This is a genomic window from Arthrobacter sp. RCC_34, from assembly GCF_041360795.1.
Lineage (GTDB): Bacteria > Actinomycetota > Actinomycetes > Actinomycetales > Micrococcaceae > Arthrobacter_E.
The window spans coordinates 1,599,684-1,621,848 of sequence record NZ_JBFUPW010000001.1; the positions used below are offsets into that span (position 1 = coordinate 1,599,684).

Genomic DNA, 22,165 nt, shown 5'->3' on the forward strand with positions numbered 1-22,165 from the left:
GTCTATTCGTCCAGCATCTCGGCTGTCACATTCGCCTCCGTACTCGGGATGCCGAGTTCGGCGGCACGCTTGTCCGCCATGGCCAGCAGACGCCTGATGCGCCCCGCGATCGCGTCCTTCGTCATGGGCGGGTCGGCCAGCCGGCCGAGCTCGTCGAGGCTCGCGTTCTTGTGGGCCACCCTCAATTCACCAGCGTACTTGAGGTGGTCCGGCACGTCTTCCCCCAGGATGTGGAGGGCGCGCTCCACGCGCGCGCCGGCGGCGACGGCGGCCTGCGCCGAGCGGCGGAGGTTGGCGTCATCGAAGTTCGCCAGGCGGTTCGCGGTGGCACGCACCTCCTTGCGCATGCGGCGCTCCTCCCAGACCATGAGGGCGTCGTGCGCGCCCATGCGGGTGAGCAGCGCGGCGATGGTGTCGCCGTCGCGGATCACGACGCGGTCCACGCCGCGCACCTCACGCGCCTTCGCGGCCAGGCCCAGCCGGCGGGCGGAGCCCACCAGGGCCAGGGCGGCCTCCGGTCCGGGGCAGGTGATCTCGAGAGCGGAGGACCGGCCCGGTTCGGTCAGGGAGCCGTGGGCCAGGAAGGCGCCGCGCCAGACGGCTTCGGCATCCGCCGCTGAGCCGTTCACGACGACGGGCGGCAGCCCCCGCACGGGGCGCCCGCGGGAGTCCAGCAGCCCGGTCTGGCGGGCCAGCGACTCACCGTCCACGACCACGCGCACGACGTACCGCGAGCCCCGCCGCAGGCCGCCCCCGGACACCACGATGATCTCGCTCTGATGGCCGTACACCTCGAAGATGGCGGCCCGGAGCCGGCGCGCGGTGGCGGCGAGGTCCACTTCAGCCTCGATCACGATCCTGCCGGAGATGATGTGCAGTCCCCCGGCGAAGCGCAGCAGAGCGGACACCTCGGCCTTGCGTTCCGAGACCTTCTTCACGTCCAGCCGGGACAGTTCTTCCTTGACGGATGCAGTCAGCGCCACACGTGCTCCTATTTCCTGTTGAAAACTTCGTGATAGGCGGTGGCCAGCCGCAGCGGGTCGTGCACCGCGGCGGAGCGCGGGCTCCGGACGGTGGCCAGATGGACTTCTGCTCCCAGGCGGCCGGCCTCGGCGGCGAACTCCTCGCGGTCGCCCACGGAATCCGGATCCGCGATGACCACGTCGAAACCGACCTCCGGGGCGTATTCGCGCAGCACGCGCAGGTGATCGGCGGCGCTCATGCCCACCGTCTCCTTGGTCTCGGTGGTCAGGTTCATGGCCAGGGCCCGCCGCGCCGGCGTGCTCGCCAGCGCCGAACGCATCTCCGGCAGCAGCAGATGCGGCAGCACCGAGGTGTACCAGGACCCCGGTCCGAGAACCACCCAGTCCGCGAGTTCGATCGCGCTCAGGGCCTCCGCGCAGGCTGGAGCGTCCTGCGGGATGAGCCGGACGTTCTCCAGCTCCCCCGCGACGGCGCACTGGGCCTGACCGCGGATGGTGCGCGAGCCGGTCTCGCCGTCCACTCCCGGGATCTTCGCCTCCCCCTCGATGGTCAGCGGGACGGTGGACATCGGCAGAACCTGTCCGCGTGCGCCCAGCAATGCTCCGGCCCACTTGAGACCGTCCACAGGATTACCCAGGAGCTCCCAGAGCGTGATGATGAGGAGATTGCCCATGGCATGCTCGTCGAGGGCGCCGCTGCCCCCGGGGCGGCCCCGGAACCGGTGCTGCATGACGTCACGCCACGTGCGTCCCCAGTCGGTGTCGTCGCAGAGCGCCGCCAGCGCCATGCGGAGGTCGCCGGGCGGGAGGACGCCGAAGTCCTGGCGCAGACGGCCGGAGGAACCGCCGTCGTCGGCCACGGTCACGACCGCCGTCAGCGACGTGGTGAGCAGGCGCAGCGCGCTCAGGGTGGCGGACAGCCCGTGGCCGCCACCCAGGGCGACCACGGCGGGACCGGCGCCATCCTGAGCTGCGGCGCGGCCACCCGGCGGGACCAGCGGAAGCTGGCCGGTGAAGATCGTCACTATTCGCGCCCCAGGTCTCGGTGGCTCGTGTTGACCGTGACGTTGGGCAGCTGGGCGAGGCGCTTCGACAGCTCCTCCGACATGGCCACGGACCGGTGCTTGCCGCCCGTGCAGCCGACCGCGATGGTGGCGTAGTGCTTGTTCTCGCGGCGGTAGCCCGCCAGGACGGGTTCCAGGGCCTTGACGTAGCTCTCCAGGAACTCCTCGGCGCCGGACGCGGCCAGGACGTAGTCCCGGACGTCCTCGTCCTGGCCCGTGTGCGGGCGAAGCTCGGGGATCCAGTGGGGGTTCGGCAGGAACCGGACGTCGGCGACGTAGTTCGCGTCCACGGGCAGGCCGTACTTGAACCCGAAGCTCATGACGTTGAGACGGAGGACCACGGGCCCCGAGTCGGTGAAGAGATCGGTGACCGCACTGGCCAGCCCATGCACGTTCAGCGAGGAGGTGTCCAGCACGATGTCGGCCTTGTGGCGCAGATCCTTGAGCAGTTCGCGCTCCGCGGCGATCCCGTCCAGGATCCGGCCGCCGTTCTGCAGCGGATGCGGTCGGCGTCCCTGCTCGAAGCGGCGCACGAGCACCTCGTCCGAGGCGTCCAGGAACAGGACCTGGTACTTGATGCCGCTCGCGGACAGCGTGTTGAGGGACTCGAGGATGTTCGCGGAGAGCCCCTTGCTGCGGAGGTCGACGACGGCCGCGAGCTTCGGGATCGCCGGCCCGGCGTGGGAGACGATCTCGGTGAGCATGTTGAGCATCTTCGGCGGGATGTTGTCCACGACGTACCAGCCGTGGTCCTCCAGTGCATCCGCGGCGGTGCTGCGCCCCGCGCCGGACATGCCGGTGATGATCAGCAGTTCGGCGTTGTGCTCCTGGGCGCCGTGCTCCTGGGCCGCGCCCTCTGCGGCGGGACTGGTCACTTCTGCGTCCGACATGGGGGTTCCTGCTCCTTGGATCAGTGCGTCCGGCGCCGCCGGCCCGGCGACGCGGCTGCCTCAAGCCTAGCGAACTTTCCCGTCGCTCAGGGCTCGAGGATCTCACCGGTGGTGTAGTTCACGGCGGGGACCTCATCGGCGCTCTCACGGGTGAGGTGGGCGTGGATGGCGGCGGCCAGGACCGTGCCGATGCCTTTGACCTCGCACAGCTCCTCGACGGTGGCAGCCCGCATCTTCTTGACTGAACCGAAGTGGGACAGCAGCGCCTTCCGCTTGCTCTCGCCGAGGCCCGGGACGCCGTCCAGCGCCGACGCCGTCATGGCCTTGCCACGCCGCTGACGGTGGAAGGTGATGGCGAAGCGGTGGGCTTCGTCTCGGATCCGCTGGAGCAGGTAGAGCCCCTGCGAGGCACGCGGCAGGATCACGGGGAAATCGCTGTCCGGCAGCCAGACCTCCTCGAGGCGCTTGGCCAGACCGACCACCCGCACCTCGGTGATGCCGAGCGCGTCAAGCGCACGCTGGGCAGCCGCCACCTGGGGCTTGCCGCCGTCAACGACGACGAGGTTCGGCGGGTAGGCGAACTTGCCGGGTGACACGGGGGCGCCGAGAGCGGCCTCCTCGGGCGCTGCGGCGGAAGGTGAGGCGCTGTCCGGCCCGGCGCTGTCCTGTCCAGCGCCATCCAGTCCAGCGCTGTCCGGCCCGGCGCCGTCGTCGGCCCGGCCCAGCGTCTCCGGGACGTGGACGCGGTCCCGCAGATAGGCCTTGAAACGACGCGTCAGGACGTCATCCATGGCGGCGGTGTCATCATGGGCCGCGGCGCCCGTGATGGTGAACTTCCGGTACTCGCTCTTGCGCGGCAGGCCGTCCTCGACCACCACCATGGAGCCCACGACGTTGGTGCCCTGGACGTGGGAGATGTCGAAGCACTCGATGCGCAGTGGCGGCTCGTCGAGTTCCAGGGCCTCCTGGAGCTCCTGGATGGCGAGCGAACGGGTCGTGATGTCCCCGGCCCGGCGCGTCTTGTGGAGTTTGAGGGCCTGCTCGGCGTTCGTCCGCACGGTCTCCATGAGCTGGGCCTTGTCCCCCCGCTGCGGAACGCGGATCTCCACACGGCTGCCCCGGAGTCCGCTCAGCCATTCGCCGAGCTGCGCCGGATCCGGCGGCAGCACCGGGACGAGGACCTCCCGGGGGATGCGGTCCGTGTTGCCGGCCTCCTCGCCGTAGGCCTGCTGAAGGAGGTGCTCGATCAAGTCCGCAGGGGTGGTGTCCTCGACCTTCTCCACCACCCAGCCCTGCTGGGACCGGATCCGGCCGCCGCGGACGCGGAACACCTGGACGGAGGCCTCGAGCTCGTCCTCGTGGATGGCGAAGAGGTCGGCGTCGGTCGTGTCGGCCAGCACCACGGCGTTGCGTTCGAACACCTTGCGCATGGCGGCGATGTCATCACGGATCCGTGCGGCCTGCTCGTAGTTGAGCTCCGCGACGGCGTCTTTCATGTCGCGCTCGAGGCGGCGGAGGAAGCGCCCGGCCTCGCCGCCCATGAAGGAGCAGAAATCCTCCGCGAGAGCCCGGTGGTCCTCCTCGCTGATGCGCCCGACGCAGGGGGCCGAACACTTGTCGATGTATCCGAGCAGGCACGGCCGGCCACTGGCCTCGGCGCGCCGGAACACCCCGGCGCTGCAGCTCCGGACCGGGAACACGCGCAACAGGGTGTCCATGGTCTCGCGGATGGCTCCGGCCGTGTACGGGCCGAAGTACTTGGCGCCCTTCCGGCGTTCGCCGCGCATGACCTGCACCCGGGGGAATTTCTCCCCCATCGTCACAGCCAGGTAGGGGTAGCTCTTGTCGTCGCGGAACACGACGTTGTACCGCGGCTTGAACTCCTTGATCCAGGTGTATTCCAGCTGGAGGGATTCGAGCTCGCTGCCCACCACGGTCCACTCGACGCTCGATGCGGCGTGGACCATCGCATAGGTCTTCGGGGTGAGGCCCGCGGGTTTGGCGAAATAGGAGTTCAGGCGCGAACGGAGGCTCTTCGCCTTGCCCACGTAGATGACCCGCCCGTGCTGGTCACGGAAGCGGTAGACCCCAGGTTCGGTGGGGATCTCCCCCGTCCTGGGCCGGTAGCTGGCCGGATCCGCCATAGCTCCTCCGCTTCTCTAGATCACTCGCTGGTGCGCACCTGGTTGTAGCCGCTGGCCCGTTCCTGACCGCTCAGCGCCGCGATGGCGTCCATGATGCGGTCCGTCGCCTGCCGGCGAGCAGGCAGGGAATGGTCCGGCCCGGTCTTCTCGAAGTACAGCGGCTCGCCCACGACCATGGTGAAGTGCTGCGGCTTGAGCGTGTTCTTGCCGGCCGGCTGGAGCTTGTCCGTGCCGATCAGTCCGACGGGCACCACGGGTGCTCCCGTGGTCAGCGCGAGCCAGCCGACACCGGTCCGGCCGCGGTACAGCAGGCCGTCCCGGGAGCGGGTGCCCTCCGGGTAGATGCCCACTCCGTTGCCGTTCTCCAGGATGTCCAGCAGCGTCTTGAGTGCCTGGACGCTGGCAGCCTGCTCGCCGCGTTCCACCGGGATGGACCCGACCGACTCGAAGAACGCCTTCATGGCCTTGCCCTTCACGCCGGTTCCCGTGAAGTACTCCGCCTTCGCGAAGAAGGCCACCGGGCGGGGCATGAGAGCCTGCACGATCACGCTGTCGAAGAACGAGAGGTGATTCGGCGCCACGATGAACGGGCCATCGGTCGGGACGTTCTCCAGGCCGGTGACCGTCGGGCGGCACGTGCCTTTGATGAGGGTCCGGGTGGTGAAGCGAACTGCGTCAAATACGGCCATGGTCTTCTTCCTCCGCTGCTCCATCAACCACTGCTCCCCCGAAGACGGCCACCGTGGCCGCCGCTTCCCGTCCGGCGAGCGGTGGCTCACCGGAGTGCGCACCGGCGGGGCCGGGCAGTCCACGGAGCAGCTCCTCGGTGGAGGAGACCACCGAGGCCGCCCCCGCACGTTCCAATTCACCCTCTACGGCGAAACCCCAGGCGACGCCGATGCACGGCAGACCGTTCGCCGTCGCGCCCTCGACATCCTGGTACCGGTCCCCCACCATCACCGCGGATGCCGGGGCTCCCAGCTCCTCGAGCGCCGCGGCGATGATCTGCTGCTTGCCGAGAGGCACCCCGTGGCCGGGGCCCTGGGCGCTCTCATCGTCCGAGGAGCCTTGAACAGTGTCGAAGGATTCCACCAGGCCATGCAGGCCGAGCAGTTCAAGCGCCAGGGTGCGGGGCTTCTGGGTGGCCACTGCGAGGGCGTATCCTCGCGCACGGAGTTCCGCCAGAGTCTCGCGTATGCCGGGGTAAACCCGGCTGGCCGCCATCCCTGTCGTCCGGTAATGACGCCGGTAGAGGGCGATGACCTCATCGACCCGCTGTTCCGGCACCCCCGCGAACTCCTGCAGAGCATGGCTCAGGCGGGGGCCGACCATCGCCTGCAGCGCCTGATCGGATGGAATGGGAAGGCCCGCCTCCTGGAGAGCCGCAGCGATTCCGCCGGTGATCCCGCCCGCGGGATCGATGAGGGTCCCGTCCAGGTCGAAGAGCACGGCAGCTTGAGCGAGAGTCACCGAGGTAGTTTCTCATGCCGGGCGCATGGACAGAAAACACCCATGCGCCACACGGCATGCTTCGGGCCGATGTATGCCGTCACGCGACTACTTGACCGGGCTTCCCTCGAGGATCTCGGCCAGGAACTCACCCGTGAACGAGCCCTCCGTGGCCGCGACCTGTTCGGGCGTTCCGGTGGCGATGATGCGCCCGCCACCCGAGCCACCGTTGGGCCCGAGATCCACGATCCAGTCGGCACTCTTGATGACGTCCAGGTTGTGCTCGATGGTGATGACCGTGTTGCCCTTGTCCACCAGCCCCTGGAGCACCAGCAGCAGCTTCCGGATGTCCTCGAAGTGCAGGCCTGTGGTGGGCTCGTCCAGCACATAGATGCTGCGGCCGTTGGACCGCTTCTGCAACTCCGCCGCGAGCTTGACGCGCTGCGCCTCACCTCCGGAGAGAGTCGTGGCCGGCTGGCCCAGACGGACGTAGCCGAGGCCGACGTCCACCAGGGTGTTCAGGTGCCGGGCGATCGGGGTGAAGGCCGAGAAGAACTCCGCCCCTTCCTCGATGGGCATGTTGAGCACATCCGCGATGGTCTTGCCCTTGTAGTGGACCTCCAGAGTCTCCCGGTTGTACCGGGCCCCATGGCAGACCTCGCACGGCACGTAGACGTCCGGGAGGAAGTTCATCTCGATCTTCAGGGTGCCGTCGCCCGAGCACGCCTCGCAGCGGCCGCCCTTGACGTTGAAGGAGAAGCGGCCCGGCAGGTAACCGCGGACCTTCGCCTCGTTGGTCTCGGCGAAGAGCTTCCGGATGTTGTCGAACACACCGGTGTAGGTGGCGGGGTTGGACCGCGGGGTGCGCCCGATCGGGCTCTGGTCCACATGGACCACCTTGTCCAGGTGCTCCAGGCCCTCCACGGTCTTGTGGCGGCCTGCGACCTGGCGGGCTCCGTTGAGCTTGTTGGCCAGGACCTTGTACAGGATCTCGTTGACCAGGGTCGACTTCCCGGAGCCGCTCACACCCGTGACTGCGGTGAGCACACCCAGGGGGAAGCGCGCCGTGACGTTGTTGAGGTTGTTCTCACGGGCCCCCACCACCACGAGCTCGCGCTTGCGGTCGTACGGACGGCGCTTGGCCGGCACGTCGATCCCCTCGCGGCCGGAAAGGTAGTCGCCCGTGAGTGACTCCGTGTTGGCCAGGAGTTCCTTGTAGGTGCCCGAGTGGACGACCTTGCCACCGTGTTCACCGGCGCCCGGGCCGATGTCCACGATCCAGTCGGCTTCCCGGATGGTGTCCTCGTCGTGCTCGACCACGATCAGGGTGTTGCCCAGCCCGCGCAGACGGGTCAGGGTCTCGATCAGGCGGCGGTTGTCCCGCTGGTGCAGACCGATGGACGGCTCGTCGAGCACGTACAGGACACCGACCAGGCCTGAACCGATCTGCGTCGCCAGGCGGATGCGCTGGGCCTCGCCGCCGGACAGGGTCCCGGAAGGGCGTTCCAGGTTGAGGTAATCCAGCCCGACGTCGAGCAGGAAGGTCAGGCGGGCGTGGATCTCCTTAAGCACCTGAGCGGCGATCTGCGCCTCGCGCGGGGACAGCTCCAGGCTGCCCAGGAACTCGACGCAGTCCCGCATGGGCATGGCGCAGACGGCCGCGATCGACTTGCCGTTGATCAGGACGGACAGCGACGCCGGATTGAGCCGTGCGCCATTGCAGGCAGGGCACGGGATCTGCCGCATGTACTCCTCGTACCGGTCACGGGCGAAGTCCGACTCGGTCTCCCCGTGCTTGCGGTGCACGTACTGGACCACACCTTCGAAGCCGGTGCTGTACTTGCGTTCGCGGCCGAAACGGTTGCGGTACTGGACCACCACCTTGTGGTCTTTGCCGTGCAGCACGGTCTCACGGACGGCCTTGCCGAGCTTCTCCCACGGAGTGTCCATCGAGAAGCCGAGCTCGTCCGCGAGGCCCGACAGCAGGTGGTTCCAGTACTCCTGTGTGGCCGCACCGAGGGACCACGGGGCGATGGCGCCTTCGTTCAGGCTCAGTTCCGGGTTGGGGACCACGAGCTCTTCGTCGACCTCGAGCTTGGTGCCGATGCCCGTGCATTCGGGGCAGGCGCCGAACGGGTTGTTGAACGAGAAAGACCGCGGTTCGATCTCGTCGATCGCCAGCGGGTGCTCATTCGGGCAGGCCAGATTCTCGGAGAATGCCCGAACCCGGCCCGGGTCCTCGGCGTCGAGGTCCACGAAGTCCGCGAGCACGCGGCCTTCGGCCAGCCCCAGGGCGGTCTCGACCGAGTCGGTGAGGCGCTGCCGGATGCCGTCCTTGGCCACCAGACGGTCCACGACCACCTCGATGGTGTGCTTGTACTGCTTGCCCAGTTTGGGCGGGTCCGTCAGCTGGATCTGCTCGCCGTCCACCCGGGCCCGGGCGAAGCCCTTGGCGCCGAGTTCCTTGAACAGGTCCACGAACTCACCCTTGCGGCCGCGCACCACGGGCGCGAGCACCTGGAAGCGGGTGCCCTCGGGGAGCTCCAGCAGCTGGTCGACGATCTGCTGCGGGGTCTGACGGGTCACCTCTTCCCCACAGATCGGGCAGTGCGGGCGGCCCACACGCGCCCAGAGCAGACGCATGTAGTCGTAGATCTCGGTGATGGTGCCGACTGTGGACCGGGGGTTCTTGCTGGTCGACTTCTGGTCGATCGAGACCGCCGGCGACAGGCCCTCGATGAAGTCGACGTCGGGCTTGTCCACCTGGCCGAGGAACTGGCGCGCGTACGCGGACAGTGATTCCACGTAGCGGCGCTGGCCCTCGGCGAAGATCGTGTCGAAGGCGAGCGAGGACTTCCCGGAGCCGGAGAGGCCGGTGAAGACGATCATGGCGTCCCGGGGCAGATCCAGGTCCACATTGCGCAGATTGTGCTCGCGGGCGCCCTTCACCACCAGGCGCGACGAGGGGGCATGACCAGGCGAGCCGGCGCCGTTCAGGCGGGCCGCGCCATGGTTGTGGTTGAGCTGTTCAGGAGACAGGACTTGTTCACCGCTGACATGAGGCACCTAGCCATGCTAATCGAAAACCTGTTCGAATTTCCATGTCGGCCTCGTGTGGCAGGCTGGTGTCCACCTAGACCCCCTATTCGCGAAGAGGTCCTCCATGCGCATTCCCCCGCTGGTCCCGGCTCCGGAGTCCCTGGAACTCCTGTCCGGGCACCTGACCGTTCCCGCCCGGCTCGCCTTCGCCACGGATCTTCAGACCGACGATCCTGGCTGGGCCCTGCTGCGCCATCAGGCGGAGGACTGGCTGGGGGTCCGGCTGGACGATGCGGCTCCCGAGGACGCCTTGCTGTTCGTGAGCACCGACCCGTCCTTGGCTCCAGGGGCGTACCGGCTGGACATCGACGGGCTCATCCGCGTGGAAGCCGCAGGCCTGGACGGCGTGCGCCATGCCTGGCAGACACTCCGCCAGCTCAGCGGGCCCGAGGCCTTCGTGCCACAGGGGTCGGCACGCCGTCGTGCTGATGGACGCACCGTGCACTCGCTCCCCCGCCTGCGGGTGGCCGACGCGCCCCGTTTCGCGCATCGTGGTGTCCTCCTGGACGTGGCCCGCCACTTCATGCCCTTCAGCGAGCTCCTGCGGTTCATCGACCTGCTCGCCGCACACAAACTCAACGTGCTGCACCTCCACCTGAGTGACGATCAGGGGTGGCGGTTCGAGGTCAAGGCCTTCCCCCGGCTCACCGAGGTGGCCTCGTGGCGTCAGGACACCCCTGTCGCCTACGACACCCCCGCTCTGGAGCACGCTCTCATGGCCGGGCATCCGCACGGTGGCTTCTACACGCAGGCGCAGCTCCGTGAAGCGGTCGCCTACGCGGCGGAGCGGGGCATCACGATCGTCCCGGAGATCGACCTCCCCGGCCACAGTGTCGCCGCGATCGCCGCGTACCCGTTCCTCGGCGTCGGCTCACCCGATGTCGAGGTGAGCACCCGCTGGGGCGTCAGCGACTGCATCCTGGACCCCTCCGAACAGACCCTGGACTTCTACCGGACCGTGCTCGATGAGCTCGTCTCCGTCTTCCCGTCGCCCACCATCCATCTGGGTGGGGACGAGGTGCCGTACACGCGGTGGGAGGAATCACCGGAGATCGTCGCCCGTGCGCAGGATCTCGGGCTCGCTTCCGTCGCCTCCCTGCACGGCTGGTTCTTGGGCCGCCTCGCCGATCACCTGGCCGGCCACGGCCGCCAGACCGGCGTCTGGCACGAGGCGATCGGCGAGGCGCTGCCGCAGAGCGCGATCGTCAACGCCTGGCTGGGAGTGGACACGGTGGAGCTCAGCCTCGAACAGGGCCACCGCACGGTGATCTCGCAGCACGAGTTCACGTACCTGGACTACCGGGAAAGTGACCACCCCGATGAACCGAGTGCTTTCTGGCCGGTGCTGCCGCTCGAAAAGGTGCACGGCTTCGACCCCGTCCCGGACCGGATCGCCGCCCTCGAGCGCGACCACGGCGGCGTGGTGGCCGGCGTCCAGGCCCAGCTCTGGAGCGAGTACCTGGTGGACCAGAGGATCCGCGACTTCCATGCCTTCCCGCGCCTGTGCGCGTTCGCGGAGGTGGCGTGGTGCTCCCGCAAACCCGCCTTCGAGGATTTCCGCGCCCGGCTCACCGGGGATCCGGAGATCCCCGGTCATCTCGCGCGTCTGAAGGCGGCCGGGGTCGGCTTCCGTCCCCTGGAGGGACCCGAGCCGTGGCGTGCCCGGCCCGACGTGGCTCGCTTCCGTGCGGAGCATGCCCCCGCAGCGTCCGCCGCGCAGGGTACGACGCCGGGCGAGTGAGCCTCAGGCCTGGTCGCGGTAGGCCGCCGTCAGCAGGCGCACGGCTTCGGCAAGACTGACGCCGCTCGCGCGGGCCGCCTCGGCATAGGCCGAGGCGGCCTCGCCCAGGCTCTTCTGACGGTCGTCCCGGGGCAGGATGACGGTGCCGTTGCGGCCCCTCGTCTCCACGATCGCTGCCGCTTCCAGTTCCTTATAAGCGCGCGCAACGGTGTGCGGGGCGACGTCGAGTTCCGTGGCCAGCGCACGCACCGCGGGCAGCCGCTGGCCGGGCGGCAGGCCGCCGTCGTCCACCAGATGGACTATCCGCAGCCGCAGCTGTTCGAACAGCGGCACCGAGCTGTCGGTCCGGGGCCGCCACGAGCCGGGAAACGCACTCATGAGTCCGCCCCGTCCACGTCCTCCGCCGGACTTTTGCGGGCGACGGTGAACAGGCGTCGGAAGGGGAATACCGTGCCGTGCTGTGTGGCGGGGTAAGCCTCGTTGAGCATCACCGCATAATCCCGCTCGAATGCTTCGGCGTCGGAGGCGCTGAGTGCACCCAGGACGGGACGCAGGCCGGTGCCGCGCACCCACTCGAGCACCGGATCCGGGCCCTGCAGCAGCTGCTGGTAGCTGGTCTCCCAGGCGTCGGCCTGCCAGCCGGCGTCGAGCGCGATGGTCAGATAGTCGGCCGGTTCGAGCACCGCGTCCCGATGGCGGAGCACGCCGGCGAGCTTCACGGCCCAGGCCGTGGAGTCGGCCAGTTCGCGCATGAGCACATGGGACGGCGCGCCGAAGTTGCCCGGCACCTGGAACGCGAACCAGGACCCCTCCGCCATGGCGTCCAGCCAGACGGGGAGCAGCTGCTCATGCCCAGGCACCCACTGCAGTGCGGCGTTGGAGACCACGACGTCGGCGTCGCCGGGCATCCACGTCGCGATGTCACCCAGCTCGAACCGGAGGTTGGGGAACCGTTCGGCGTGGACGGCGGCGCGGTCCAGCATCGCCTGCGAGGAATCCACCCCGACCACCTGCGCCTCCGGCCAGCGCTCGGCGAGCGTCGCGGTCAGATTGCCGGGGCCACACCCCAGATCGACCACGAGCCGGGGCGACTCGGCGTGGATCCTCTGGGTGAGGTCGAAGAAGGGGCGGTCCCGGTAGTCGCCGAATTTCACGTACGTCGCGGGGTCCCATTCCACGGTCGGGTGCATCGCTTCTCCTTCGCCGAAGAGCCCGCCGGACCGGCGTGAGGCAACTCTCAGTGCGAGAGTACCCCACCCGTTGTGTGCTCAGTTGTTGCGGGTGTCGTACGCGAACACCCGCAACAACTGAGCACACAACGACGAGCGGGCTCCCCACCCTCGCTCCGCGTCGGGCGGGGCCCCTCGCCCGCTAGGCTGGGACGGTGAAGCTCCTTGACAGTCTCCCCTCCTCCGGCCGCCTGAACGATGACGATGTGTACACGGCCTTCGTCGAGTGGGTCGAATCCCGGGGGCTGTCCCTCTACCCCGCGCAGGACGAGGCGGCTCTGGAGCTGGCGGGCGGCGCGAACGTCATCCTGGCGACGCCGACGGGATCCGGGAAGTCGATGGTGGCCATCGCCGCGCATTTCTACGCGATGTCCCGCAGCGAACGCAGCTACTACACCGCCCCGATCAAGGCGCTGGTCTCGGAGAAGTTCTTCGCGCTCTGCGACATCTTCGGCGCGGAGAACGTCGGCATGGTCACGGGCGACTCCTCGGTGAACGCCGACGCGCCCATCATCTGCTGCACTGCGGAGATCCTGGCCAACGTCGCGCTCCGCGAAGGTTCAGAGGCCGAGCTCGGCGCCGTGATCATGGACGAGTTCCACTTCTACTCGGATCCCCAGCGCGGCTGGGCCTGGCAGGTCCCGCTCCTGGAGCTGCCGCAGGCGCAGTTCCTGCTCATGTCCGCCACCCTGGGCGACGTCACACGCTTCGAGAAGGGCCTGACCGACCTCACCGGGCGCGCCTCCGTGACCGTGAGCTCCGCCGAACGGCCCATCCCGCTGCACTTCTACTACGGCATGAAACCCATGGCCGAAACCCTGGAAGAGCTGCTGGAGACCCGGCAGGTCCCTGTCTACGTGGTGCACTTCAGCCAGCTGGAAGCCATCGAGCGCGCGCAGAGCCTCATGAGCGTCAACATGTGCACGCGCGAGGAGAAGGACAAGATCGCCGAGCTCATCGCGGGCTTCCGGTTCTCCGCGGGCTTCGGCAAGACCCTGAACCGTCTGGTCCGGCACGGGATCGGCGTGCATCACGCCGGTATGCTGCCCAAGTACCGCCGCTTGGTGGAGCAGCTCGCCCAGGCGGGTCTGCTCAAGGTCATCTGCGGCACGGACACGCTCGGCGTCGGCATCAACGTGCCCATCCGCACCGTCGTGCTCACCGCGCTCAGCAAGTTCGACGGCGTGCGCACCAGGCTCCTGAATGCGCGCGAGTTCCACCAGATCGCCGGCCGTGCGGGCCGTGCCGGCTTCGACACCGCCGGGACGGTGGTGGTCCAGGCGCCGGAGCACACGATCGAGAACGCCAAGGCGATGGCCAAGGCCGTGGCGAAGTTCGGCGACGATCAGAAGAAGCTCCGTCAGGTGGTCAAGAAGAAGCCGCCGGAGGGTTTCGTCTCGTGGGGCGAGCCGACCTTCCAGCGCCTCGTCGCTTCCGTCCCGGAGCCGCTCTCGTCCAGTTTCACCATCACCCACGCCATGCTGCTGAACCTGCTGGAACGGCCGGGCGACCCGTTCGCGGCCACGCGGCACCTGCTGGAGTCCAATCACGAGCCCCGCAGCCGTCAGCTGGAGCTGATGCGCAAATCGCTCGGCATCTACCGCGAGCTGCTGGCCGCCGACGTCGTCGAACGGATCCCGGAGGCCGAACGCGGACCGGACGGGCGCACCGTGCGGCTCACCGTCCACCTGCAGGACAACTTCGCGCTCAACCAGCCGCTCTCCCCCTTCGCGCTGGCCGCACTGGACCTCCTGGACCCGGAGTCGCCGTCGTACGCCCTGGATGTCGTCTCGGTGATCGAATCCACGCTCGACAAGCCGCGCCAGATCCTCGCCGCCCAGCTGAAGAAGGCGAAGACGGACGCCGTCGCGGCGATGAAGGCCGAGGGGCTCGAGTACGAGCAGCGGATGAAGGCACTCGAAGAGGTCAGCTACCCTCAGCCGCTGGCCGAGCTGCTGCTCGAGGCGTTCGACACGTACCGACGTGCGGCCCCCTGGGTGGGTGACTTCGAGCTGACCCCGAAGTCGGTGGTCCGTGACATGTACGAACGGGCCATGAGTTTCGGTGAATTCGTGCAGTACTACGGTCTCGCGCGCAGCGAGGGCATCGTGCTGCGGTATCTCAGTGATGCCATCAAGGCCCTGCGGCAGACGGTCCCCGCCGACGCCCTGCGGGAGGATCTGGAAGACCTGATCGCGTGGCTCGGCGAGCTGGTGCGACAGGTCGACTCCAGCCTCCTGGACGAGTGGGAGGAGCTGAGCAATCCCCACGACCACACCGAGGATCCGCTCCTGCCGCCCGCGCCGCCCCGGCTGACGGACAATGTCCGCGCGTTCCGGGTCATGGTCCGCAACGAGATGTTCCGGCGCGTGGAACTGTTCGCGGACGAGGACTCGCGCGCCCTGGCTGAGCTCGACGGCGACGCCGGCTGGCACTCCGACCGCTGGGAGGACGTGCTGGACGACTACTTCGACGAGCACGACGACATCAGCACGGGCGCCGACGCTCGCGGACCCCAGCTGCTTCTCATCACCGAGCGCCGTGACCGGTGGGACGTGCGCCAGATCTTCGCCGATCCGGCGGGGAACCATGACTGGGGCATCTCCGCGGTGGTGGACCTGGCGGCCTCGGACGAAGCGGGCAGCGCCGTGATCAAGGTCGTGGACGTGAACCGGCTCTGAGTGGTCCGGCCGCACGGCTAAGCTGAAATCCATGAGCCGCATCAGAGAAGCCACCCGTGCAGACGTCCGTGACATCCACCAGATGATCGTGGACCTGGCCGTTTACGAGAAGGAGCCGGACGCCGTCCGCAACACGCCGGAGGAGCTGGAGAAGCACCTCTTCGACGGCCACCCCGCCATCTACGCCGCGATCGCGGAGGACGACCTCGGCCGGACCCGCGGTTTCGCGCTCTGGTTCCTGAATTACTCCACGTGGGAAGGCGTCCACGGCATCTACCTGGAGGACCTTTACGTGAAGCCGGAGGCCCGGGGTGAGGGCCATGGCAAGGCACTGCTCACGCACCTGGCCTCGCTCGCGGTGGAACGCGGTTATGCCCGCGTGGAGTGGAGCGTCCTGGACTGGAATGAGCCGTCCATCCGGTTCTACCGCTCTCTCGGCGCCGTCCCCATGGACGGCTGGTCGACCTTCCGCCTCACGGGCGAGGCGCTGCAGGCCGTCGGGACCGGTGAGGGCGCGTCGGCGGTGACCGCATGACACCCGTCGCCGATCACCGCGAAGGCGAGGTCCACGAGTTCCGCGGTGTCCGGACCGCCGATCACTTCTTCACGGTGCCGCTGCGCCCGACGGAGCCCGAAGGCGAGACTCTGGAGGTCTTCGCCCGCGAGTACGGCCCGGCCGGTCTGAGCGACGACCAGCGGAGCGGACTTCCGTGGCTGCTGTTCTTCCAGGGCGGTCCCGGCTTCCCCGGCAACCGCTGGACGGCCCTGAGCGGCTGGGCCAAGGCGGCCACCGAGCACTTCCGCGTCCTCATGCTGGACCAGCGCGGCACGGGCCTCTCCTCTCCGGTGGAGGCGGCGACGCTCGCCGGCCGCGGCGACGCGGCCGCTCAGGCGGAGTACCTGACCCATTTCCGCCATGACTCCATCGTGGCCGACGCCGAGGCGATCCGTGAGGCGCTCGGCATCGAGCGCTGGAGCATCTTCGGCCAGAGCTTCGGCGGGTGGTGCTCCCTGGCGTACCTCTCGCTCGCTCCGGCAGCGCTCCGCGAGGTGCTCATCACCGGCGGCCTCGCACCCCTGCAGGGCTCACCGGACCGTGTCTACCGCGCGACCTACGCCCGGATGGAGGCACGCAACCGCGAGTACTTCGGCTGGTATCCGGAGGACCGCGCCCTGGTGAACAGGATCGCCGCGCATCTCCGCGAGATCCCCGAGTTCCTGCCTCGCGGTGACCGGCTCACGGTGGAGCGCTTCCAGATGCTCGGCATGTACCTGGGCGGCAACACCCGGGTCGACTCCCTGCACTACCTCCTGGAGAAGGCCTTCATCCAGACCCCCGACGGGGAACGGCTCTCCCAGTGGTTCCTGGCCCAGCTGCCGGCCTACCTGGACTTCGCCCCGAACCCGCTGTACGCGGTGATCCACGAGTCGATCTACGCCCAGGAGGCGGCGACGGACTGGTCCTCCTGGCGGGTGCTGCGGGAGTTCCCGCAGTTCTCCCCCGAAGCTGAAGACATCCTCCTCACGGGTGAGATGATCCAGCCCTGGCTGTTCGAACAGGACCCGACCCTGCGGCCCCTCACCGAGGTCGCCGAGATCGTGGCCGCCAAGCAGGACTGGCCGCGCGTCTTCGACCTGGACGTCCTCGCGACCAACACGGTCCCCGTGGCAGCCGCCGTCTACGCGGACGACGTCTTCGTGGACCGGGAGCTCTCCCTCGAGACGGCCGCCTCCGTCCGCGGGCTGAAGACCTGGGTCACGCCGGACTTCCACCATGACGGGATCGCCGACGACGGCGAGGCCATCTTCCGCCGCCTCCTCACCATGGCGCGAGGCGGGGACGTCGCGGACGCCTGACGCGGGCCTCCCCCGGACACGACGACGCCGGGCGGCAGCTTTCGCTGCCGCCCGGCGTCGTCGTTCAGTCAGGAGGCGTTCCCCCGGCAGTGTCAGCGCTGTTCGGGCGCCTTGCCGGGTTCCACCGGCTCACCGGCCTCGGCCTGTGCCACAGCCTGTGCCTCGGCTTCGCGACGGGCCACGACCTCCTGCTGGTGCGCCACGCGCTCGGCCGTGCGGCTGATCTGGTGCTCGGTCGCCTCACGGCCCTCGCGCTTCTTCGAGACCGCCAGGCTGGCGACCACGGCCAGGACGATGGTGCCGAGGATGAAGATCAACGAGAACGACGTGGGAATGTCCGGGGCCCACTCGATGTGCTGGCCGCCGTTGATGAACGGCAGTTCGTTCTCATGCATGGCGTGGAAGATCAGCTTGAAGCCGATGAAGGCCAGGATGATCGACAGCGCGTGCTTGAGGTAGATGAGCCGTTCCATGAGACCACCCAGCAGGAAGTACAGCTGGCGCAGACCCATGAGGGCGAAGATGTTGGCCGTGAACACGATGAACGGGCTCTTCGTCAGGCCGAAGATCGCGGGGATGGAATCCAGGGCGAAGATCAGGTCCGTCATGCCGAGGGTCAGGAACACCAGGAGCATCGGGGTGAAGAGACGCTTGCCGTTGATCTTGACGGTGGCCTTGCCGCCGTTGAACTCGTTGTGCATCGGGAGGATCTTGGAGAACCAGCGGACCAGCCGGTTGTCGCCGCCGTCCTCGTCGTCCTCGCTGTCGTCCTTGGCCTGGTTGTAGGCGGTCCAGAGGAGGAAGGCGCCGAAGATGTAGAACACCCAGGAGAACTGCTCGATGATCACGGCGCCCAGCAGAATGAAGATGCCACGCAGGACGAGCGCGATGATGATGCCCACCATGAGGGCTTCCTGCTGGTACTTCCGAGGCACCGAGAAGCGCGCCATGATGATGATGAAGACGAACAGGTTGTCGATGCTCAGGCTGTATTCGGTGACCCAGCCGGCCACGAACTGACTGCCGTACTCGGGGCCGGTGAACGCGAACATCAGTCCGGCGAACACGAGGGCGAGCGTCACGTAGAAGCCGACCCAGAGACCGGCCTCCTTCATGGAGGGTTCGTGGGGCCGCTTGAGGACCATCAGGAGATCGACGAGGAGGACGATGCCGAGGACCACGAAGGATCCGACCTCAAACCAGAGGGGAAGATCAGGCACGGGAGACCTTTCAGAGGGTATGAACCATTGCCATAAGTCTCTCCGGGCCTGACGAACAGGTCCTGCCCAGCCCGGCGAAGCGCCATTGCCTCACGTGTTGACGGACTGAGCACACGGGATACTCCCCTACTCGGGAATCATTCTATCCCACGAGGCGGTCCCGGCGGGACTGTCCCTTCACGGCCTGCCTACGCGTGACCTGCCGCCTGCATCTGGCGAAGCTCCTTCTTCAGATCGCCCACCTCGTCACGGAGGCGGGCGGCGAGCTCGAACTGCAGCTCGGCCGCAGCGGCGTGCATCTGTTCGGTCATCTGCTCGATCAGGCCCACCAGCTCCGTGGCGGGCGCGGCCGCCAGGCCGTCCCTGCGCACCGTGGCACTGGCCTTCTCCGCGGCCGCCTTGGAGCCCTTGCCGTTGCGCTTGGCCCCGGCCAGGAGTTCCTGGGTGTCCGCGTCCTCGCGGGCCAGCTGGTCCGTGATGTCCGCGATCTTCTTCCGCAGCGGCTGCGGATCGACGCCGTGCTCCTTGTTGTACGCCACCTGGATCTCACGACGGCGGTTGGTCTCCTCGATGGCCAGGGCCATCGAGTCCGTAATCCGGTCCGCGTACATGTGGACCTGGCCCGAGACATTTCGGGCCGCACGGCCGATGGTCTGGATCAGCGACGTGGAGGAGCGCAGGAAGCCTTCCTTGTCCGCATCGAGGATCGCGACCAGCGAGACCTCGGGAAGGTCAAGGCCTTCGCGGAGCAGGTTGATGCCGACCAGCACGTCGAAGACACCCAGACGCAGCTCCCGCAGCAGCTCCACACGGCGCAGCGTGTCCACATCCGAGTGGAGGTACTGGACCTTCACACCGTGGCTGAGCAGGTATTCGGTGAGATCCTCGGCCATGCGCTTGGTCAGGGTGGTCACCAGGACACGTTCGTCCTTGTCCACGCGCGTGCGGATCTCCCCCAGGAGATCGTCGATCTGGCCCTTGGTGGGTTTGACCACGATCTCCGGGTCCACCAGACCGGTCGGCCGGATGATCTGCTGCACCACGCCGTCGGACTTTCCGAGCTCGTATTTGCCGGGGGTGGCGGAGAGGTAGACGGTCTGCCCGACGCGCTCCAGGAACTCGTCCCATTTCAGCGGCCGGTTGTCCATGGCGGACGGCAGGCGGAAACCATGCTCCACGAGGGTCCGCTTCCGGCTCGCGTCGCCCTCGTACATGGCGCCGATCTGCGGCACCGTGACGTGTGATTCGTCGATCACGAGCAGGAAGTCGTCCGGGAAGTAGTCCAGGAGACAGTGCGGGGCCGAGCCGGCCTCGCGGCCGTCGATGTGGCGGGAGTAGTTCTCGATGCCGTTGCAGAAGCCCATCTGCTGCATCATCTCGAGGTCGTACGTGGTGCGCATGCGCAGACGCTGCGCCTCCACGAGCTTGTTCTGCGCTTCGAAGGTGGACAGCCGCGAGGCCAGCTCGTCTTCGATGGTCTTGATGGCGCGGGACATCCGCTCCGGACCCGCCACATAGTGCGACGCCGGGAAGACGTACATCTCGTCCTCTTCGCGGACGATCTCGCCGGTCACGGGATGCAGAGTGTAGATGTTCTCCACCTCGTCCCCGAAGAACTCGATCCGCAGGGCGAGCTCCTCGTACATGGGGATGATCTCGACGGTGTCGCCCCGCACCCGGAAGGTGCCGCGGTGGAAGTCGATGTCGTTGCGGGCGTACTGCATGGCGACGAACCGCCGGAGCAGGTCATCCCGGTTGATCTGCATGCCCTTGCGCAGGGTGACCATGCCGGCGATGTACTCCTCCGGCGTGCCCAGACCGTAGATGCAGGAGACCGTGGCCACCACGACCACGTCGCGGCGCGTCAGCAGCGCGTTCGTGGCGGAGTGCCGGAGCCGCTCCACCTCTTCGTTGATAGAGGAGTCCTTTTCGATGAAGGTGTCCGTCTGTGGGACGTAGGCTTCCGGCTGGTAGTAGTCGTAGTACGAGACGAAGTACTCGACGGCGTTGTTCGGCAGCAGCTCCCGGAACTCGTTGGCGAGCTGGGCGGCCAGCGTCTTGTTCTGCACCAGGACGAGCGTGGGGCGCTGGACCTGTTCGATCAGCCAGGCGGTGGTCGCGCTCTTGCCGGTGCCGGTAGCGCCGAGCAGCACGATGTCCTTCTCACCATTGGTGATGCGTTCCGTCAGCTCCGCGATGGCGGTGGGCTGATCCCCGGCGGGCTGGTATTCACTGACGACCTCGAAAGGCGCCACGACGCGGTTGATCTCCTGGGCGAGGCTCATAGAACAAATGTACTACTCGCCTACGACACTTTACGGGCCACGTTCTCCCAGAGCGCATCGACCTGTTCGAGCAGCTCCGCCAGGCTCCCCGTGTTCTCGAGGATGACGTCGGCGGCGGCGTTGCGTTCCTCCCGCCCGGCCTGCGCGGCGATGCGGGCGCTCGCCTCGTCCTCGGACATGCCGCGGAGCCCCACCATGCGGGCCACCCGGACATCATCGGGGGCGTCCACCACCACGACCAGGTCGAAATCCCCCTGCTGCCCGGTCTCCACCAGGAGAGGGATGTCCTGCACGACGACGGCGTCCGCCGGCGCCGCTGCCACGATCGCCGCCGCGGCGCTCCGGACGAGGGGGTGGACGATGCCGTTCAGCGTCCGGCGCCTGCCCTCGTCGGCGAAGACGATCGCGCCGAGGGCCGGCCGGTCGAGGGAGCCGTCCGGACGGATCACGCCGTCGCCGAAGGCCTCGCGGATCGCAGCCAGTCCCGGAGTGCCCGGCTCCACGACCTCGCGGGCCAGCGCGTCGGCGTCGACCACCACGGCTCCCAGCTCGGCGAGCCGCGCCGTCACCACCGATTTTCCCGAGGCGATCCCGCCGGTCAATCCGATTCTCAGCACAGCAACACCCTAGCGGCTGCGTCCGGGATCACCAGTGAGGACCGGCGCAGCCCGGAGCAACCGGCACAGACCGGCGCTGCCCGGCCCCGCCGCACGGCGCCCGACTACGATGGACTGGTGCCTGAAGCCGAAGACAGCCGCGCGACGCGGTACACGACGCTCGCCGCCGGGCCGGACTTCCGCCATGAGCTCGAGATCAAGCGGTCACGGTTCATCACGGTGCTCCGCCGCGTGGAGGACGAGGACGGGGCGCGTGCGCTGATCGCCGAACTCCGTCGTGAATTCCACGATGCCCGGCACCATTGCAGCGCCTTCATCCTCGGCCCCGACCGCATGACGCAGCGCTCCAGTGACGACGGCGAGCCGTCCGGCACAGCGGGCATCCCGATGCTGGAAGCCCTCAACCGCCGCGAGACCGCGAACGGAGTGGCCGACCTGAGCGACGTCTGCGCCGTCGTCGTGCGGTACTTCGGCGGAATCCTGCTGGGCGCGGGAGGGCTGGTGCGCGCCTACTCGGACTCCGTGTCCCAGGCCGCCGACCGCGCGCCGTGGGTGACACGCCAACGACTGCGCCTGGCGGATGTGCCGGTGGGCTTCGCCGACGCGGGCAAGCTCGAAAACGAGATCCGGTCCGCAGGGCTCCACGTCATCGGCACGGAGTACGGTGCCGGTCATGCCACCCTCAGGGTGGCCTTCGAGGACGATGCGACCACGCTGGACCGCGTGCAGCGGACCGTCCTCTCGCTCAGTGCAGGTGCTTATGACGCCCGTCCCGGCGGCACGGAATGGGTCGATCTGACGGCGTGACGGAGGGCTTCTACCCGACTTTTCTGAAGTGGATCTTTCAATAACCATTGAAAACCCTGGGAACGCCGACTAGAAACGAGGGAAGGCACTCGCCTGCAG

Annotated in this window: 17 protein-coding genes; 5 read left to right on the top strand and 12 right to left on the bottom strand. The window is 68.1% G+C overall.

Annotated features, from left to right (window positions below; translation table 11 throughout):
* Positions 1-2: 2 nt before the first annotated feature.
* The 7 genes from whiA to uvrA all read right to left on the bottom strand — a co-directional run bounded on the left by whiA (position 3) and on the right by uvrA (position 9,527).
* Complete coding sequence (whiA, locus tag AB6732_RS07560; protein WP_066212828.1) at positions 3-983, bottom strand: DNA-binding protein WhiA; 981 nt, start codon at positions 981-983, stop codon at positions 3-5.
* A gap of 8 nt (positions 984-991) precedes the next feature.
* Positions 992-2,008, bottom strand: a complete 1,017-nt coding sequence (gene yvcK, locus AB6732_RS07565) for a uridine diphosphate-N-acetylglucosamine-binding protein YvcK (RefSeq protein WP_370959357.1) — start codon at positions 2,006-2,008, stop codon at positions 992-994.
* Complete coding sequence (gene rapZ / locus AB6732_RS07570; RefSeq protein WP_082724078.1) at positions 2,008-2,937, bottom strand: RNase adapter RapZ; 930 nt, start codon at positions 2,935-2,937, stop codon at positions 2,008-2,010. The genes yvcK and rapZ overlap by 1 nt, the downstream gene beginning before the upstream one ends.
* Positions 2,938-3,023: 86 nt before the next feature.
* A complete protein-coding gene (gene uvrC, locus AB6732_RS07575) occupies positions 3,024-5,081 on the bottom strand; it encodes an excinuclease ABC subunit UvrC (protein ID WP_370959358.1) in 2,058 nt (685 codons plus the stop codon).
* 20 nt (positions 5,082-5,101) lie between these two features.
* A complete protein-coding gene (locus AB6732_RS07580; RefSeq protein WP_107002409.1) occupies positions 5,102-5,770 on the bottom strand; it encodes a 1-acyl-sn-glycerol-3-phosphate acyltransferase in 669 nt (222 codons plus the stop codon).
* Complete coding sequence (locus AB6732_RS07585; protein WP_370959359.1) at positions 5,757-6,551, bottom strand: HAD hydrolase-like protein; 795 nt, start codon at positions 6,549-6,551, stop codon at positions 5,757-5,759. The genes AB6732_RS07580 and AB6732_RS07585 overlap by 14 nt, the downstream gene beginning before the upstream one ends.
* Positions 6,552-6,638: 87 nt before the next feature.
* Positions 6,639-9,527 (bottom strand): excinuclease ABC subunit UvrA, encoded by a 2,889-nt coding sequence (gene uvrA, locus AB6732_RS07590; protein WP_370959619.1) that lies wholly within the window; start codon positions 9,525-9,527, stop codon positions 6,639-6,641.
* Between the two features lie 166 nt (positions 9,528-9,693).
* Here uvrA and AB6732_RS07595 point away from each other — a divergent pair, with 166 nt between their 5' ends.
* Entirely contained in the window at positions 9,694-11,370 is a 1,677-nt protein-coding gene (locus AB6732_RS07595; RefSeq protein WP_370959360.1) for a beta-N-acetylhexosaminidase, read from the top strand.
* A 3-nt stretch (positions 11,371-11,373) separates the two neighbouring features.
* On the opposite strand, the gene AB6732_RS07600 is transcribed toward AB6732_RS07595, so the two are convergent.
* Both AB6732_RS07600 and AB6732_RS07605 read right to left on the bottom strand, forming a co-directional pair.
* Positions 11,374-11,748 carry a GntR family transcriptional regulator gene (locus AB6732_RS07600; RefSeq protein WP_370959361.1) on the bottom strand — a complete coding sequence of 125 codons (375 nt, stop codon included), beginning with the start codon at positions 11,746-11,748 and terminating at the stop codon, positions 11,374-11,376.
* Positions 11,745-12,560, bottom strand: coding sequence for a trans-aconitate 2-methyltransferase (locus AB6732_RS07605; protein ID WP_370959362.1), 816 nt, complete (start codon positions 12,558-12,560; stop codon positions 11,745-11,747). The genes AB6732_RS07600 and AB6732_RS07605 overlap by 4 nt, the downstream gene beginning before the upstream one ends.
* A 194-nt stretch (positions 12,561-12,754) precedes the next feature.
* Between AB6732_RS07605 and AB6732_RS07610 the strand changes: the two genes are divergently transcribed.
* From AB6732_RS07610 to AB6732_RS07620, 3 genes are read left to right on the top strand one after another with little or no spacing between them, the layout of a single operon-like run.
* Positions 12,755-15,280, top strand: a complete 2,526-nt coding sequence (locus AB6732_RS07610; RefSeq protein WP_370959363.1) for a DEAD/DEAH box helicase — start codon at positions 12,755-12,757, stop codon at positions 15,278-15,280.
* 31 nt (positions 15,281-15,311) lie between these two features.
* Complete coding sequence (locus AB6732_RS07615; protein ID WP_370959364.1) at positions 15,312-15,815, top strand: N-acetyltransferase family protein; 504 nt, start codon at positions 15,312-15,314, stop codon at positions 15,813-15,815.
* Entirely contained in the window at positions 15,812-17,137 is a 1,326-nt protein-coding gene (locus AB6732_RS07620) for an alpha/beta fold hydrolase (RefSeq protein ID WP_370959365.1), read from the top strand. Before AB6732_RS07615 ends, AB6732_RS07620 begins: the two co-directional genes overlap by 4 nt.
* 92 nt (positions 17,138-17,229) lie before the next feature.
* Here the strand turns inward: AB6732_RS07620 and AB6732_RS07625 are convergent, their stop codons facing one another.
* The 3 genes from AB6732_RS07625 to coaE all read right to left on the bottom strand — a co-directional run bounded on the left by AB6732_RS07625 (position 17,230) and on the right by coaE (position 21,259).
* Positions 17,230-18,357, bottom strand: coding sequence for a TerC family protein (locus tag AB6732_RS07625; RefSeq protein WP_370959366.1), 1,128 nt, complete (start codon positions 18,355-18,357; stop codon positions 17,230-17,232).
* Positions 18,358-18,545: 188 nt separating this feature from the next.
* The gene (gene uvrB, locus AB6732_RS07630; RefSeq protein WP_370959367.1) at positions 18,546-20,642 is read right to left on the bottom strand and encodes an excinuclease ABC subunit UvrB; all 2,097 of its coding nucleotides are present in this window, start codon (positions 20,640-20,642) and stop codon (positions 18,546-18,548) included.
* Positions 20,643-20,662: 20 nt separating this feature from the next.
* The gene (gene coaE / locus AB6732_RS07635) at positions 20,663-21,259 is read right to left on the bottom strand and encodes a dephospho-CoA kinase (RefSeq protein ID WP_370959368.1); all 597 of its coding nucleotides are present in this window, start codon (positions 21,257-21,259) and stop codon (positions 20,663-20,665) included.
* A gap of 117 nt (positions 21,260-21,376) precedes the next feature.
* Here coaE and AB6732_RS07640 point away from each other — a divergent pair, with 117 nt between their 5' ends.
* Positions 21,377-22,066: a YigZ family protein gene (locus AB6732_RS07640; RefSeq protein ID WP_370959369.1), complete on the top strand. Its 690-nt coding sequence runs from the start codon at positions 21,377-21,379 to the stop codon at positions 22,064-22,066.
* Positions 22,067-22,165 lie beyond the last annotated feature (99 nt).